Genomic DNA, 15,599 nt, shown 5'->3' with positions numbered 1-15,599 from the left:
TCTCGACCGCGCAGACCAAGCCCGTGCCGTGCATCCGCCCCTACATCTACGACGGCGACTATAATCCGGTGCGAGGCGTTTGGTCACTCCCGGCTTTACGGTATCGACGTGCCCGAATTCAGCACTTGCTCTGCGTGCGGGACAATCCCTACGATAGCCGCGAGAATTTGCGTACCTTGCTCGCGAGGGGCAATGTCATGTACCGCCAGCTCGACATCGACCGCTACGAACGACCAATCCTGCAATGCTGGAACATGGATGGCGATCTGTCGTGTCAGCAGGTCCAGGCAGGTCACGCCGTTCGCCGATACAGGCCGTTGCAATGTTCTTCCCGGAGATTATCGCGTCGTTCGATCATTAAAGCCGCGAGTGGCGGTCTTGCGGGAAGCCTCTTGCGGGGAAGGGGGACGCCTCGATCTCTTGGTATCGAGGCGTCAAGCCCGCTTTAGCTGTTGAGCCGGTCCTTGACGGCCTTCGCCACGCTGAAGGAGAGTTTTTTCGACGCTGCGATCTTGATGGTTTCGCCGGTGGCCGGGTTCCGGCCTTCGCGGGCGAGAACGTCCTTGACCTTGAACTTGCCGAAGCCGTTGAGGCTCACCTCTTCGCCTTTGGCGGCGGCGTCAGCTATTGCGGCGAAGACGAGATCGACCGCCTTGCGGGCATCAGCCTTGGTGGCCCCGGTCGCACCGGCGAGATGATCGGCAAGGTCGCTATTGTTCATCATGCTGTTCCTTCTGCAATTTTTCGGGATTCCTCTAATAGTGGCGAGGAGCGTGCGGCGCTATCTCAATGCTCGACCTTATTGAAGGATTCCGGCTTATTGGCCGGACAGGCCATGAGCGATAGTTTTTGCCGGCACCTAGTGGCAAACGCCGGTATCAGGCGTGTCCATAGTTGCGAATTTCGCAGTTGCAATATTCTATGATGCAATGCACAAGAGACGGGCCTTTCAGGCATCCTCTCCCAACTATCAAGCCGCCTCCTTGTGGGCGGCTTTTTTCTACCCGAAACAGAGTCGCCGACTCGACCTGAACGATGTGATCCGGCTGACCATGTCGCAGAACTGCTTCTCGACCTCGAATCGTCTCATCCACGGACCCTATTTGTACATGTCGGGTGGATAGAGCGTCACATACTGAAAATCGCTGTTGCGAAACCGCAAGGCTTCAATCTCCTCGGGATTGCCTGCCTCGTCGACCGCGATCGACATGGCGACGTCGATGGTAAGCTCGATCTCGGTCTCCCCGCTCTCATCCTCGAACGGGATAAGCACCTTGTCCTCGGAATCATACATCGCTTCATCCCAGTTGGGATGAGTGAAAGACACCAATGCTGCGACCTCGATCGTGCCGACCACAAGGATTGATTTACCTGCCTCACTTGGTTTGAAGGCGGTGAGTTTTTTCACTTCGACCGAATTGACGGTGATCTCGTCGATCTCCGCATCCATGACGTCGCTACTGTGCAGTCCCCAATTCGTAAGTTCCTGACTGACGAGGTCGACGATCTGTTCCTCCTGCGTCTCCAGGAAGGGATCGAGTTGCGGCGCGGCCATCTCGAGGCCAAGCGCCGCGAACAGTTCGGGCAACGACTTCACCAGCGAAATATGCTTCGCAGACCCGACCGGGCCATCAAAGTCGCCATCGTTCGAAACGATGATCACCGGGCTATTTCTCGACGCCTCCTTCTTGAGGCACTCGAAGGCAAAGGCGTCGGGGAACTGGTCCTTCTTGCCGTCGCCTGAGAAGAAACCTTCCCCTGCCGCATAGGCGCTGAACACTGCCGACGGCTTCACCTCGTCGATCTGGAGCGTCTTGGCCTCCAGCGCATCGAACATCTGCGTAGTCGACTCATCGTAGATCGATTTCAGCTTTGCGCGAAGCTCCGGCCGCTTGAGCGCGGGAAGCGCAACGCCGGTCGCTCCCTCGACAATCTTCCGGAAATGCGGCTGGCTGATCTCCTTGATCGCGTCGAAATCACTCTGGATGTACTTTTTGGCAACCTCGGTGATGGTGAGATCGGTGGTCAACACCGTTATCAGACCGGCATCGACAAGATCGACGACACGGGCGATTTCAGGCCCGCCTGGTGGTTTGCCGGCACTGATGACGATGTTCGCATCCAGGAAGACCTTCGGCGTTCTTTTGGTCGTTTTCTTCGCCATCGTCAGAGTAGATCCGTGTTGAGGTCATGTTGGGCAGATGCTTGACGGACAGGCAGCATTTTCTGGAACGTAAGGCTTGGTCAGTCCGCCACCCGTCCCCTATCGAAGCATCGCTTTGAACGTGCTGCTCGCCGAGGCTCCCGCATAGGCGTCGCGCGCGAGCTGTCCCAGGATCTCGGCCGCTTTGTCGGTTGCCCGATCGAGCGCAAGTTCCTTCTGCTGCTGGAGCGAAGGCACCCTATCGATGCGGACGTAGCTCGAGCCCAGGACGGACTGCACGAGGTCGAGCGACAGGCTCTCCTGCGCCTTCATCGTCCTCGACACGAGCTCGTCTTTTGCGATCAGCATCACACCGCCGCGGCGCCTGGGCGCACGCGGCACATCCCATCGCAGCTCTCCTGCGGTCCCGACGCTGATGAGGTCGATTTCCTGGGGCGTGCGCCCATAGCGCCCAAGCGCCCGCATCAGGGCGATACTATCCGGAGCGTTCGCGATCAGTCCGCCGTCGACATAGGAATGCCCGTCGATCACATGGTCGGGGAAATAGGTTGGCGCCGCGGAGGTGGCGAGGGCAATGTCCCGTAGCGAGGTTCCTTCGAGCTTCGGTGACATGCCAGTGGTTTCGTATATTGCCGGCGCCCAGGCGCCGAAATCGACCGCGGTCACGATCAGGGGTGTCTTCAGGCCGGACAGGGGCGTCTTTCCCGCTTCGCCAAGAACGGCGTCGATCGTCTGCGCGAGGCCAGCCGCGTCATAGCGCGAGCGCGCCAGCCCCCAGCGACCGAGTAAACCCCGCTTCGGGAAGATCGCCTGGCCGTGCTTCTCAAACGCGGCGCCGATCACGGCTGGGCGAATGCCTTGGGCCAGGCCGATGGCCACGATGCCGCCGATCGAAGTGCCGGCGATGATATCGAAATGGTCTTTGATCGGCTTTCCGATCGTCCGCTCGATCTGTTCGAGGATCCGAACGGTAAAGAGGCCACGATACCCACCTCCGGTCAGCGCCAGAATGCGGAACCGTTTGGCCGGCTGCGCGCGCGCACCTTCCCTGATCCCGACGTCGCTCTCGGTCATATCAAGGGTTCACCACCGTCAGCCCGCTGACGCCGCTATGGTAGGGCTGCGGATAGTCGACGAAGACAAGATTGGTAGCGAGAGCCGAGGCAACGACCATCGTCGTCGCCTCGCTGACCGGGATCACGGCACCGGCCGGGTTGGTGGCGATCAGCTTCTGAGCCCGCAGACCAGGCCACAGCATGGCGGCCTTTTCGTCGAACGGCACGATATTATCGAAGCTGCGCACCATGCCGACATAGCCGCGCAGCGCATCGCGGTGGCCTTGGCGTTCACCCGCCGGGCTTTGCTCGATGGCCAGCAGCGCCTGCCCGAGGGAAACCGCGCTCAGGTGGATCTCTCGGGCAGGCAGCGCATCGATCGAGGCCGGCGCCTGACCCGTGATCCGGTCAAGCAGGCATTGGGTCGAAAGAAGATACATGGCCGCTTAGGCGCTGGCCTGCTGCCAGGAAGCTTCTCCGGATCGGACAGTGAATTCCTGGCTGCTGTCGTCGTCGCTCTCGACATGGACGAGCTTTCCGCGTGACGGCTGGAACTGCGTGGCGGCAAGAAATTCTCCGGCGGAAATACCGCCAGCGGCTGCCTTAATGACATTCGCCAAAGCCGCAACCGAGAGGATCACGGTCTGCTCTCCCTTGTCTTTGCCGACAAGCTGAACCGATCCGTCACGCGCACGCGCAAGCAGCTTGGTGAAGCTGTCACGCGCGGCGCGAATGGTGATAGTGGCCATCGGAGCCCGACCTTCGAGCAGTTTGCCGAGTTCAACCTCTAGCTGATGCTCTGGAAGGGAGCAGATCCTCTCGATTCCGGCTAGAAGCTGCACGTCCATACCAACCAACCTTCGCTGCCAATGACGATGGTTATAGGGCGTGGCCACAAAATGTCAATGATTGTGGCCACGGGGCAGATGCATCGATCAATGACGGCTGCGTCACTTTACCCTTCAGGTACCGGTCGGGTAAAGTGACACGGATGGCAAAACGTCTTTCGGTCGTTTCTGTGAGCGATTGGGGGATTCACAAGAGTCGTGCTTTGTGCTTGATTCGTTCCATGCTTCAGTTCGATCTCTTCGCGCCATCGATCCCAACCCCGGCGCCAGCACCAGTAGTTGGCCTGCCGGATATCGTGCGCATCATCGCGGAGCACTCGGGTCGGCCGCGCTACACCTTCATGGTGCTCGATCTCATCGCCAGGGCCGCCCGGACGAACGGGGAGGCGGGGCCTCTGGTTCGAGAAGGCGAGGTTCTGGTGCCCATCCGCGAATGGCTGGCCGCGGCGATTGCGCCGAGCGGCGCGCGTCACCACCAGCGCCGGGCCACCGCCGATAAGGTCCGGGCTGCGCTCGCAGCCAAAGGAGAATTGCCGGGCGATCCGGTGGAGGCCGCGCGCCGCGTCGACGCGGAACTCAGCGAGCGCATCCGCGAAACCGGCATGACGGCGATCAGCCGGGCGGTGTCGGAGTTGGTGAAGGCAGGACTGATCAGACGGCATTACCAGGGCTTTTTCGTGGACCATGAGAACCGCGGTGCGCAGCGTCATGCGGTCTATACGGTCACGGATGCGGTCCGCGCCGCGCTTCAGCCGAGCATCGTGACCAGCGAAAACCGGCGGCAGCCTTATGTACGAGGCGCACACGCTCAGCCTCGAGCGGCTGCGGCGCGGTAGGATCGCAGCTTCACATTTCTCGGCGACGATCGGTTCCTGCTGGTCTCTCCAAGCGCATTCAATGGGCTTGGCGTGTGCACGACCCAGCTCCACAACGAGCCCGTGGTCTATAATCGCAAACGCCATGGCCGGTTCAAACTGGATGGCCGGATGTACGATTTCCGGATGCGGCCGTCGGTGCCCAGGCGGCTGTCCAAGGAAGTCCTGCTTGTCGACCTCCTCCATAACATCGACAGGCTGCCCGAGGACAAGGTGGCCATCCTGCCGCGTGCGCTTGCCAAGGCAGGGGAGATGAATAGCGCGCAGCTCGCGCGTGCGGTGAAGGAATACGGTTCGGCTCGTGCCGAACGGCTCCTCGCGCCCGTGCTGCGACCGTCTTAATCGGAAAGTGAAGCCCCTAAAATTCGGTGCGTAATCGCCTGCGCCTCTGCGACCAGATGGCTGTTCTTTTCCCTGTACAGCAGCTGGCCAATCACCGTCTCGACAGCCTTCGGGTTGACCTTCTCGACGACTTCCAGCGCCTTGCGGCATCGCTCATGGCCGCATTCACGCAATGCTGACACGACATAGTCGTCACCATGGTGCTCGGCGATGGCAGCAAGATCGAACATGTCGCGTGGCTGCAAGTTCCAGCCCCGGAAGTAAACTTTCTTCGCTGCAATCTCGGCCGGAGTTTCAAGGTCGACCGTCCGCCCCCTCACATCGTGGCGCTCACTGGAAACATCGAGGATGGCGGACGAACAAATGAAGTCGATCTCACCCAGTTCGTCAAAGGCGAGTTTGAGCGCCTGCGTCCCGTCGCTCTTATATTCGTCCGGCCGACGGGTCATTGCGAAATCCTGGATCTCTGGATTGAGAAAAGGCAGGATTTGCGGATCATCAAGGAAGATATCGATGTCGTGGCTTTCACGATGATCGATCTGGAGCATGAGCGCCGTCCCGCCGCCGAAGCTCCACGAGGGCACGAAGCCGACGTTCTCCTCGAATTGGGCGAAGATTTCCATCGCAAGATCGAACAGGACCGGCCACTGGCTTGGGCCGCGCTCGACCATGCGTTACGCCGCCAGCGGGAGCGCGTAGCCCGAGAGGTGGGAGAACTGGTCGGCGACCGCGCAGACCTTGTCGGCGTCGACACCCATTTCCTCGACGAACTGCAGCTGCAGAGCCGGGCTTACTTCCGAGAAGAAGGAAAACACGGGCGCGTTGAAATCGCTCGCGCTCTTTGGGTCGGCGATCAGCGCAGCGAGTTGATGCGCGGAAAGGTTCGCCCCATAAGGAGCGTTCACCGTCGCCAACACCAAGCTTACCGCCTTTGCCATTTCTAACCTGTACCATGATCTCGTGGATCGTTCAGCGCATATAGCGCTTCGGCGTTATCAAAACAAGAACGGCGCCAATCCGCTATCCGGCCAGGCGGGATGTGCAAGGCCGATTCTCCGCGTAAACCGCCCTCCCCGCGTGATTTTCTCACTTACCATAATGGGAGATTATGGTAAGTACAGGGCTGCTGGAACGGCAGGGAAGGGCAAATTTTGCGGATGATGACGAACGGGGAAAAACCATGCGGCACAGATGTGTCGCGCCTTGTGCCGCATGTTTTGAGCAGAACGCCGCCGCTCGCCTCAGTCAGCGCCGATCTCGGGAACCTCGAACAGTTCGATTGCGAAATCGGCGATCTGGTCGGCGGCAAGATGCATCATGGCGATCGGCGCGCTGTCCATGTCGACCCGCTCGATCTTGTCGTCCGTCATCCGGACAATGAAGCGATCGCACTGCTCGAGCACCACCATGCGGATTCCGTCGTCATCGTCGAGCGTCAGGCGCCGGATGCTGCCTTCATAGGCGACCCAGGCACCGTTGTGGCCGCTCGTCGTGCGCACATAACCGACCGCGACATGGCCACCGGCCTCGACCTTCTCGACGATCGGCAGGAGCCATCCGAAGCGCAAGGGCGCGGTTCGGGTCGTAATCGGCTTGGCGCGCGCCATTCTCTCGCAGACCCAGCCGGTCCCAAAGGAAAGCGCCAGGCAGAACAGCAGTTCCAGTTCGATTGCGAGCGCGGAAAGCCCCGATGGGACCTGGCCGGACAGAAGTGCCTTGTAGGGATTGGGATCATAGGGAAGCGAGATCAGCGGCTTCCACGCCGCTATCGCTTCGTTGAAGGCAAAAATTCCCGCCCCGGCGGTGTGCGCAGCGAGCGCCAGCAGCACAATCAGGAAAATGGTGAGATTGGAATTGGGCCGGTCGGGCCGCGGCGACACAAAATCACTCGCCTCGCCAATACGAAGACCGAAATAACCCGCAAACCCGGGAAGCAGAAGAACCAGAGCGCCAAGCAGCGCGTAGCCGAATGTCATTCGAGATCAGGCCGTCTTGGCGAGCTTCTTGGCCTTTTCAGCACGAATCTTCGCCCGATCGATGACATAGACGCCATCGCGCTGGACGGCCGCCTCGCGTGCCTTCTTCCAGCTGCCGAAGGTTTCGCGGACCTCCCGGCCAAGGGCCAGAGCTTTTGCCGAGTTGAGCTGCATCATATCCTCCGGGAAGACATATAGCGAACGATGACCGAGAGTTCCACCAAATCCTCCCCCATGGAAATCATCGTCGTCAGGACGAACGACACTGCTCTGCCGACACGATCGCGCAAGACAGACGCCGAATCCGTCGATGTGCGGCTGCTGCGCACGATCGGGGAAATCATTCCGACCGATCTACCGCCGATCAGTCAGCTCGGTCTCGAGACGACCCTGGCGGCGATGGCCGACGCGACGAAGGCGGCGATAGCCGCCGATCTCGACTGCTGGCGCGACTGGTGCGGTGAAGAAGGCCGCAGGCCATTGCCAGCCGATCCCGAAGATATGGTGCGCTATGTAAACGCGCTGGACGCCAAAGGCAGGAAGCCCGCGACGCTGGCGCGGCGCATCGCCAGCATCGCCTCGGTCCACCGCATGCTGGGCTTGGCCTCGCCCGCCGCGCCGACCGACGCCCCGATGGTTCGCGCCGCGCTGAAGGCCATCCGCCGGCAGAGAGGCGCACTTCAGCGTCAGGCTGCGCCTCTGCGGTTAGGCAAGGCGCTGGATCACCACGCCGCCAAAGGCTTCACCCTGGCTGCGCTACTCGAAGCGTGTGGCGGCGATCTTCAGGGGTTACGGGACGCGGCGTTGCTTTCGCTCGGCTATGACGCAGGGCTCCGGGTCAGCGAGCTCACTAGGGTTGAAGCCACGCATATCGATGCGCAGGACGACGGCTCGGCGACCTTGTTCATCCCCTTCTCCAAAACCGACCAGGAGCAGGAAGGCGCGTGGGCGTGGCTGTCGGCCGAGACGATGCGCAGGGTCGCCTTGTGGCAGGCCGAAAGCGCGATCGAGGACGGGCTGCTGTTTCGCAGGGTTGGTGTCTATCGCCGGCGCGCGCGCGGCTCCGATCCGGAAACGGCACTGGCCCGAACGACCTACACCATCGGCAAGGAGGCCCTCAGTCGGCAGGGGGTCAATGGGATCTACAGGCGCGTGGCGAGTGCCGCCTACGAAATGGGGCTGGTCAACCTGAGCGCCAGCAAGCTGGCCGATGCGGTTCAGGCGCTGTCCACACATTCGCTGCGCGTTGGCCTGACCCAGGACCTCTTCGCCGCCGGAGAGGACGGAGCCGGCATTGCGCAGGCGCTGCGATGGAGTTCACCGACAACCGCGCTACGTTACGGTAGAAAGCTCGCGGTGCGAAGCAATGTCGCCGCACGGGTTCTTTCAAGAGTACGTAGCTGACCTTGACGCCTCGCCGCTCGTGGTTCGGCAGCAGAAGGAGGCATGATCTCTCCCAAATATGGAAGATAGCCTAAATATGGACTGCGCGCCCGAAGGCAGCAAGCACGCTTTCATGCATCGTTTCGGAAATGGTCGGATGCGGAAAAACCGTTTCCATCAGCTCCGCCTCGGTTGTTTCCAGTGTACGACCGATGGTGAAGCCGTGGATCATTTCGGTCACCTCCGGGCCGACCATGTGTGCGCCCAGCAGCTCGCCAGTTTGGGCATCAAATACCGTCTTGACGAAGCCTTCTGGCTCGCCGAGCGCGATAGCCTTGCCATTGCCGATGAAGGGAAAGGTGCCAATCCTCACTTCGTGACCTGCTTCCCTCGCATTTGTTTCGGTGAGGCCGACACTAGCGATCTGCGGGTGGCAATAGGTGCAGCCGGGAATGTTCCTGGGGTCCATTGCGTGCGGATGCTGACCCGCTATGGTTTCTGCCGCGATAACACCTTCATGGCTGGCCTTGTGCGCTAGCCAAGGCGGCGCCGTGGCGTCTCCGATCGCCCAGATTCCCTCGACATTGGTGCGGCATGCGCCATCGGTAACAATGTGGCCACGCTCCGTTTTCACACCCAGTGCCTCAAGCCCAACGGTTTCGGTGTTTGGGACGATCCCGATTGCCACGATGACATGGCTGTATTCGTCCGAAACAAGTTTGCCATCCCGGGCTTTGATCGCGACTGTTACGCCGGTGGCACCGATATCGAGCTTTTGGACACCTGCACCCGTCAAGATCTTCATGCCCTGCTTCACCAACGCTTTTTCCAGGAAGGTCGAGACATCTGCATCCTCGACCGGAACGATCCTGTCCAGCATCTCGACGACTGTCACTTCCGCGCCCATGTCGTTGTAAAAGCTGGCGAACTCGATGCCGATCGCGCCCGAGCCGATAACAAGCAGCTTGTTCGGCATTTCCGGCGGGTTCATCGCGTGGCGATAGGTCCAGACGCGCTTTCCATCGGCTTTCGGGAACGGCAGATCGCGAGCACGCGCGCCCGTGGCGATGATAATATTCTTCGCGGTCAACTCACTGGTCTTACCATCCGGCGCTGTGACAGAAAGCCTCCCTTTGCCGGTGAGCTTCCCCTCACCCATATAAACGGCGATCCCGTTCTTCTTCATCAGGTGCGAGACACCCTGATTAAGCTGCCTGGCAACGCCGCGTGAGCGCTTCACCACTGCATCCAGATCGGCGGTTATCTTCTCCGCGACCAGGCCATAATCCTTGGCATGCCGCATGTAGCGAAAAACCTCCGCCGAGCGCAGCAACGCCTTGGTGGGTATGCAACCCCAGTTGAGGCAGACACCGCCTAGATTCTCGCGCTCGACAATCGCCGTGTTCAACTTGAGCTGAGCGGCGCGGATCGCGGCGACATAGCCGCCGGGGCCTGAGCCAAGGACAATCACGTCGTAACTATCAGCCATGTTCGGAAATTCCTTGAGATTCAGGCCAACAGTGTCAGCGGCTTCTCAACGATGCGCTTGAAAGCGGCCATCAGTTGCGCACCGTCCGCCCCATCGATCGCGCGGTGATCGAAGCTGCCGGTTACCGACATCACCGTGGCAACGGTCAGCGCATTGTTCACTACATAAGGCCGCTTTTCGCCCGCGCCGATCGCCATGATCATGGCCTGGGGCGGGTTAATGACAGCCTCGAACTGCTTGATGCCGAACATGCCCATGTTCGACAGGCTGGCGGTGCCGCCCTGATATTCATGCGGCTGCAATTTACCGTTGCGCGCGCGCTCCGCCCTATCCTTCATCTCGCTGGAGATTGCGGCAACGCCCTTGGCGTTCGCGCCCGCGATGATCGGCGTGATCAGGCCGCCGGGGATCGATACCGCCACCGAAATATCGACGCGGCTGAACCGCAGCAGATTGTCGCCGGCAAACTGCACATTGCAGCTGGGCACTTCGATAAGGGCGGCCGCCAAGGCCTTGACCAGCAGATCGTTGACCGAGAGCTTGACACCGCGTTCGGCAAGCCCGTCGTTGAGATCGGCCCGAAGCTTCAGCAATGGATCGAGGTGGATATCGGCCGTGAGGTAGATGTGCGGAACCTGCTGCTTCGATTCGGTGAGCCGTCGGGCAATGACTTTCCGCATGTTTGACAGCTTGACGACTTCGTGTGGAATGTCGGGTTCGATCGACGGTACTGCGGCGGCAAACGCCGCGGGGACCCCCGGAGCGACGGCCGGCATCGAGGCAGGCGTCGCGCCATCAATGTCAACCTTGACGATGCGGCCATTAGGCCCGGAGCCTCTTATCGTAGAAAGATCGATGGCGCTTGCCTCCGCCAGACGACGGGCAAGCGGGCTGGCCTTGATACGGCTGGCACCAATTGCGGGTGCGGCTGACGACGCGACAGGAACAGCGGCGGGAATGGATGTAGCGACCTTGTCGGCAATCTCGGGGGCCGGCAGAAGCGCGGGAACAGCCCCTTCCCCGATAGCGGTGATATCCTCGCCTTCGGCGGCAAGCATGGCGACGACGGTCCCGACCTTCACGCCTTCTGTACCTTCGGGGATGAGGATTTTCGCGATAATGCCTTCGTCCACCGCCTCGAATTCCATCGTCGCCTTGTCGGTTTCGATTTCGGCCAGCAGGTCGCCAGACTTCACCACATCGCCCTCCTTCACCAGCCATTTGGCGAGCGAACCCTCCTCCATCGTGGGAGACAACGCGGGCATCTTGAGTTCAATCGGCATTTTCGAAACTCCGCAGGCGTCAGCGATAACGGACGCGCTTGACCGCCGCGACCACGTCATCCGCCTTGATGAGCGCGGCCTTTTCCAGATTCGCGGCATACGGCAGCGGCACGTCCTTGTTGGTGACGCGGAGCACCGGGGCGTCGAGGTCGTCGAAGCCTTCCTGCATGGCGATGGCGATGATCTCCGAGGAGATGGAGCAGACCGGCCAGCCTTCCTCCACCACCACCATCCTGTTGGTCTTGGCGAGCGACTTCAGCACGGTTTCCTTATCGAGCGGGCGGAGCGTGCGCAGGTCGATCACCTCCGCGTCAACACCTTCATCTGCCAGCTTGTCGGCGGCTTCCAGCGCGACACCGACACCAATGGAGTAGCTCACCAGGGTCACGTCACGCCCCGCGCGGGCGATGCGGGCCTTGCCAATCGGCAGGACATGATCGTCCAGCTTCGGCACGTCGAAGCTCTGGCCGTAGAGCAACTCGTTTTCCAGGAACACGACCGGATCGGGCGAGCGGATCGCGGCCTTCAGCAGCCCCTTGGCGTCGGCGGCCGAGTAAGGCGCGATCACGATCAGGCCAGGAACGGCAGCATACCAGGGCCCGTAATTCTGGCTGTGCTGGGCGCCGACGCGGCTGGCGGCGCCGTTGGGGCCGCGGAACACCACCGGGCAGCGCATCTGGCCGCCGGACATATAGTTGGTCTTGGCCGCCGAGTTGATGATGTGGTCGATCGCCTGCATGGCGAAGTTGAAGGTCATAAACTCGACGATCGGCTTCAAGCCGCCCATCGCCGCGCCTGTGCCTATGCCGGCAAAACCATACTCGGTGATCGGGGTGTCGATGACGCGGCGATCGCCGAACTCTTCCAGCAGGCCCTGCGTCACCTTGTAGGCGCCCTGATATTGCGCCACTTCCTCGCCCATCACGAAGACGCGGTCGTCGGCGCGCATCTCCTCGGCCATGGCGTCGCGCAACGCCTCGCGCACCGTGGTCTTCACGATCTCGGTGCCGGCGGGAATATCGGGATCGGCAACCGCCGCGCGGGGCGCAGGCGCCGCAACCGGCTGCGGGGCCGGCTCCGCCGCCTTGGGCGCGGGTGCCTCGACCTTGGGAGCGGGGGCGGCGGCTTGGACCGTCACGGCGCTTTCACCCTCGCCAGCGATCAGCGCGATCACCGCGCCCACTTTCACGCCGTCGGTGCCTTCAGGAATGACGATCTTGGCGATGATGCCCTCGTCCACTGCCTCGAATTCCATCGTCGCCTTGTCGGTCTCGATCTCCGCGAGGATGTCGCCGGATTTCACCGCATCGCCTTCCTTGACGAGCCACTTTGCGAGCGTACCCTCCTCCATGGTGGGAGAAAGCGCCGGCATCTTCAGTTCAATCGCCATCAATATTGCCCCACCAGCACATCGGTATAGAGTTCGGCAAGCTCGGGCTCCGGGGCCTGCTCGGCGAAGTCGGCGGCTTCCTGAACGATCTGGCGGATCTCCTTCTCCAGCGCCTTCAACTCATCCTCGGTGACGCCGGCCGCCTCCAACTCCTGCTTGAGATGCTCGATGGCATCGGACTTGTCGCGGACCGCCTGCACTTCCTCGCGCGAGCGGTACTTGGCCGGATCGGACATGGAATGGCCCCGATAGCGGTAGGTCTTCAATTCCAGGAGGATCGGCCCCTTGCCGGACAGCACCCACTGCCGGGCTTCCTCAGCAGCGCCACGGACAGCGAGCACGTCCATGCCGTCCACCTGGATGCCGGGGATGCGGAAGCTCTCGCCGCGCCGATAGAGTTGGTCCTCGGCCGACGCGCGGTTGACGCTGGTTCCCATGGCGTACTGGTTGTTCTCGATCACGAAAATCACCGGCAGCTTCCACAGCTCCGCCATGTTGAAGCTTTCGTAGACCTGTCCCTGATTGGCCGCGCCGTCGCCGAAATAGGTGAGGCAGACGCCGCCATCATCCGCATATTTATGCTTGAAGGCTAGGCCCGTGCCCAGCCCCACCTGCGCGCCGACGATGCCGTGGCCGCCATAGAAGCCATGATCGACCGAGAACATGTGCATCGACCCGCCCTTGCCGCGTGAAATGCCCGCAGCGCGGCCGGTCAGCTCTGCCATGATGACCTTGGGATCGATCCCGTAGGCCAGCATGTGGCCGTGGTCGCGATAGCCGGTGATGACGCTGTCCTTGCCCACCCTCATAGCCGATTGCAGGCCGACGGCGACGGCCTCCTGCCCGATATAAAGATGGCAGAAGCCGCCGATCATGCCGAAGCCGTAAAGCTGGCCGGCCTTTTCCTCGAAACGGCGGATCAGCAGCATCTGGCGGTAGAGTTCCAGCATCTCCGCATTGGTCGCCTGATAGCGGACGGGCTCGGCCGGACGTTCGCGATTGGAGGCGGATCCAGATGAAACCGAAGCCCGCCTTGCCGGCCCGGCTCGGCTCTCTGCCTTCACATGCTGCTCTTTGGCCACGAACCCTTCCCTTCCCCTGCCTGCTGCGCTTTCGGGGTCTGGCCATGAGATAAATGTCACATCAGTTCAAATCATAGTTCATTCGATGTATGTATAACCAATGGTGATGAATCGGATCGCGCTCTACCATCTGGAAACCCTGCTTTGGATCAACCGCCTTGGCTCGTTCAGCGCGGCAGCGAATCGCCTCAACACCACGCAACCGGGCATTTCCGCGCGAATACGCGAACTTGAGAATCACCTGGGAATTCCGTTGTTCGCGCGACAAGGGCGTAACATGATCCTGTCTGTCCAGGGCCGTGAACTGGTGCGCCGATGCGAGCAGGTGTGGCCGTCGCTTCAACAGGCCCTGCTCAATCCGGTGGACCTCAGCAGCGTGGCCGGCATCGTCCGTATCGGATCGGGTGAAATTGCGGCCGCCAGTTGCCTGTCCGCTTTCGTGAATGCGATCCGTCAGGAGATGCCAGGGCTTTCACTGGAGATCGAAATCGACCTGACATCGAAACTGATCGATGGACTTCTAAGTGGCGCGGCCGATCTGGTTTTCGCGATCGGTCCCGTTGAAATGCCCGGCATCAAGACGCGGCGGATCGGCGAGGTCGAGTTGATATGGCTCGCGTCTCCCAGCCTCGCGAACATGCTGGAGCAGCGACTCGTGCCCCCAAAAGACCTGCTGTTCTGGTCATTGGCACGAAGCTCCCCCATGCATGCGATCATGCATGATGCCTTGGGTGGACTGGGATATCATGACGGGAAGATAAACACCTGCAACGACCTGCATTCTCTGATCGATATCATCGTGTCCAGCGGCGGCGTAAGCTTGTTTCCTCTCAACATGGTGGGAGAGAAGATATCTAGTGGCGAGATCGTTCGCGTTTTCGATCAGTCACCGCCTCCTATTCTGTTGCAGGCAGCGATCCGATCTGCTGAGAAGGACCCGATCATTCTTCATATCTTCGAAATTGCCCATGCGCTGAAAACCGAAGAGGTATCGGCGCCCGCCGCTCGATAGGACCGGGTCTTCGGCCGCGCTTCCGCATGATCGTTCGTTACAGGGGCGCTGGACCGCGCCAGTTGGGCCGTGTCGGCAATGTGCCGTTCGGACGCCTGTGCAGGTCGATGCCATTGCCCCGTTGTCTGGTGAACACCATCAGCGGCACGACGGCGTCATAGGTCGTTGACGAACCGAAAAAGTCCACCGGGCCGTGCCAACGCTGCCCTTCCGCCACTTTCATCCGATAGGTTCCAGGTGGAACCGCGATTATCGCCCGATCGTTCTTGCGGACATAGACCGAGATCACATGCCGCCCGCTTTGAGGGTCGAAGAGCTGAACGACGGCGTTCGCATCGGAGGTCGTGACTGCCATCCGCGATGTCGCCCCGGCCGGATCCAATGCGGGGTTGACCGTCACGCTGCCCGTTTCGGGGAAGGGTAATCCGGGTTCACTATCCGCCAGCCAGCCTTCCCGCTTCAGCGAATGCCACACCGGGATAGCGATGAGAAACAGGCTCAACGCGAGCGACATCCAGCGCAGCATCCCGCCGGCATTACCGCGCGATCCCCTCAACCGGCCGCGCTGATAATCGAAACCGCGGTTGACGGGATCGAACCAGGCGCCCTCGACGCGCCCGGCCCGATCGTTCCATCGGGTTCCCTTCGCGCGCGCGCGATAGCGCTCGCGCATATAGTCGCGATCTTTGAGCCCCATGCC

General features: G+C 61.1%; 19 protein-coding genes. 4 read left to right on the top strand and 15 right to left on the bottom strand.

Going from position 1 to position 15,599, the window contains the following annotated elements; all coding sequences use genetic code 11:
- Nucleotides 1-95 precede the first annotated feature (95 nt).
- From EWH12_RS14615 to EWH12_RS14590, 6 genes are all read right to left on the bottom strand, one after another.
- The gene (locus EWH12_RS14615) at nt 96-296 is read right to left on the bottom strand and encodes a hypothetical protein (RefSeq protein WP_017184759.1); all 201 of its coding nucleotides are present in this window, start codon (nt 294-296) and stop codon (nt 96-98) included.
- A 149-nt stretch (nt 297-445) separates the two neighbouring features.
- Nucleotides 446-721 carry an HU family DNA-binding protein gene (locus EWH12_RS14610; protein WP_017184758.1) on the bottom strand — a complete coding sequence of 92 codons (276 nt, stop codon included), beginning with the start codon at nt 719-721 and terminating at the stop codon, nt 446-448.
- Between the two features lie 378 nt (nt 722-1,099).
- The gene (locus EWH12_RS14605) at nt 1,100-2,164 is read right to left on the bottom strand and encodes a PIN domain-containing protein (RefSeq protein WP_011950412.1); all 1,065 of its coding nucleotides are present in this window, start codon (nt 2,162-2,164) and stop codon (nt 1,100-1,102) included.
- Between the two features lie 99 nt (nt 2,165-2,263).
- Entirely contained in the window at nt 2,264-3,238 is a 975-nt protein-coding gene (locus tag EWH12_RS14600; protein WP_011950413.1) for a CBASS cGAMP-activated phospholipase, read from the bottom strand.
- A gap of 1 nt (nt 3,239) precedes the next feature.
- Nucleotides 3,240-3,659, bottom strand: a complete 420-nt coding sequence (locus tag EWH12_RS14595; RefSeq protein ID WP_011950414.1) for a PIN domain-containing protein — start codon at nt 3,657-3,659, stop codon at nt 3,240-3,242.
- A gap of 6 nt (nt 3,660-3,665) precedes the next feature.
- Nucleotides 3,666-4,067, bottom strand: a complete 402-nt coding sequence (locus EWH12_RS14590; RefSeq protein ID WP_017184757.1) for a hypothetical protein — start codon at nt 4,065-4,067, stop codon at nt 3,666-3,668.
- 221 nt (nt 4,068-4,288) lie between these two features.
- Here EWH12_RS14590 and EWH12_RS14585 point away from each other — a divergent pair, with 221 nt between their 5' ends.
- Nucleotides 4,289-4,903 (top strand): hypothetical protein, encoded by a 615-nt coding sequence (locus EWH12_RS14585; RefSeq protein ID WP_017184756.1) that lies wholly within the window; start codon nt 4,289-4,291, stop codon nt 4,901-4,903.
- A gap of 72 nt (nt 4,904-4,975) precedes the next feature.
- On the top strand, nt 4,976-5,284 hold the full coding sequence (locus EWH12_RS14580; RefSeq protein WP_011950416.1) for a hypothetical protein: 309 nt from the start codon (nt 4,976-4,978) through the stop codon (nt 5,282-5,284).
- Here the strand turns inward: EWH12_RS14580 and EWH12_RS14575 are convergent.
- The 4 genes from EWH12_RS14575 to EWH12_RS22260 form a co-directional block, all read right to left on the bottom strand.
- A complete protein-coding gene (locus EWH12_RS14575) occupies nt 5,281-5,955 on the bottom strand; it encodes a nucleotidyl transferase AbiEii/AbiGii toxin family protein (RefSeq protein ID WP_011950417.1) in 675 nt (224 codons plus the stop codon). The genes EWH12_RS14580 and EWH12_RS14575 overlap by 4 nt on opposite strands.
- Before the next feature lie 3 nt (nt 5,956-5,958).
- Nucleotides 5,959-6,201, bottom strand: coding sequence for a hypothetical protein (locus EWH12_RS14570; RefSeq protein WP_242496070.1), 243 nt, complete (start codon nt 6,199-6,201; stop codon nt 5,959-5,961).
- Nucleotides 6,202-6,525: 324 nt separating this feature from the next.
- Entirely contained in the window at nt 6,526-7,260 is a 735-nt protein-coding gene (locus tag EWH12_RS14565) for a hypothetical protein (protein WP_011950419.1), read from the bottom strand.
- A 6-nt stretch (nt 7,261-7,266) separates the two neighbouring features.
- A complete protein-coding gene (locus tag EWH12_RS22260) occupies nt 7,267-7,437 on the bottom strand; it encodes a hypothetical protein (RefSeq protein WP_017184755.1) in 171 nt (56 codons plus the stop codon).
- Between the two features lie 27 nt (nt 7,438-7,464).
- Here EWH12_RS22260 and EWH12_RS14560 point away from each other — a divergent pair, with 27 nt between their 5' ends.
- Nucleotides 7,465-8,664: a tyrosine-type recombinase/integrase gene (locus tag EWH12_RS14560; protein WP_011950420.1), complete on the top strand. Its 1,200-nt coding sequence runs from the start codon at nt 7,465-7,467 to the stop codon at nt 8,662-8,664.
- A gap of 70 nt (nt 8,665-8,734) precedes the next feature.
- On the opposite strand, the gene lpdA is transcribed toward EWH12_RS14560, so the two are convergent.
- From lpdA to pdhA, 4 genes are read right to left on the bottom strand one after another with little or no spacing between them, the layout of a single operon-like run.
- Nucleotides 8,735-10,132 (bottom strand): dihydrolipoyl dehydrogenase, encoded by a 1,398-nt coding sequence (gene lpdA / locus EWH12_RS14555; protein ID WP_011950421.1) that lies wholly within the window; start codon nt 10,130-10,132, stop codon nt 8,735-8,737.
- Nucleotides 10,133-10,152: 20 nt separating this feature from the next.
- Nucleotides 10,153-11,415, bottom strand: coding sequence for a pyruvate dehydrogenase complex dihydrolipoamide acetyltransferase (locus EWH12_RS14550; protein ID WP_011950422.1), 1,263 nt, complete (start codon nt 11,413-11,415; stop codon nt 10,153-10,155).
- Between the two features lie 19 nt (nt 11,416-11,434).
- Nucleotides 11,435-12,805 carry a pyruvate dehydrogenase complex E1 component subunit beta gene (locus EWH12_RS14545; protein ID WP_011950423.1) on the bottom strand — a complete coding sequence of 457 codons (1,371 nt, stop codon included), beginning with the start codon at nt 12,803-12,805 and terminating at the stop codon, nt 11,435-11,437.
- The gene (gene pdhA, locus EWH12_RS14540; protein WP_011950424.1) at nt 12,805-13,887 is read right to left on the bottom strand and encodes a pyruvate dehydrogenase (acetyl-transferring) E1 component subunit alpha; all 1,083 of its coding nucleotides are present in this window, start codon (nt 13,885-13,887) and stop codon (nt 12,805-12,807) included. Before pdhA ends, EWH12_RS14545 begins: the two co-directional genes overlap by 1 nt.
- Nucleotides 13,888-13,987: 100 nt before the next feature.
- Here pdhA and EWH12_RS14535 point away from each other — a divergent pair, with 100 nt between their 5' ends.
- Nucleotides 13,988-14,899, top strand: a complete 912-nt coding sequence (locus tag EWH12_RS14535; protein WP_011950425.1) for a LysR family transcriptional regulator — start codon at nt 13,988-13,990, stop codon at nt 14,897-14,899.
- 37 nt (nt 14,900-14,936) lie between these two features.
- On the opposite strand, the gene EWH12_RS14530 is transcribed toward EWH12_RS14535, so the two are convergent.
- Entirely contained in the window at nt 14,937-15,596 is a 660-nt protein-coding gene (locus EWH12_RS14530; RefSeq protein ID WP_011950426.1) for a hypothetical protein, read from the bottom strand.
- Nucleotides 15,597-15,599: the final 3 nt, after the last annotated feature.

It is taken from the genome of Sphingobium cupriresistens, from assembly GCF_004152865.1.
In the GTDB taxonomy this organism is placed as follows: Bacteria; Pseudomonadota; Alphaproteobacteria; order Sphingomonadales; family Sphingomonadaceae; genus Sphingobium; species Sphingobium cupriresistens.
Note: the sequence above shows the minus strand (reverse complement) of the source record. Positions and strands in the feature narration are given on the sequence as shown.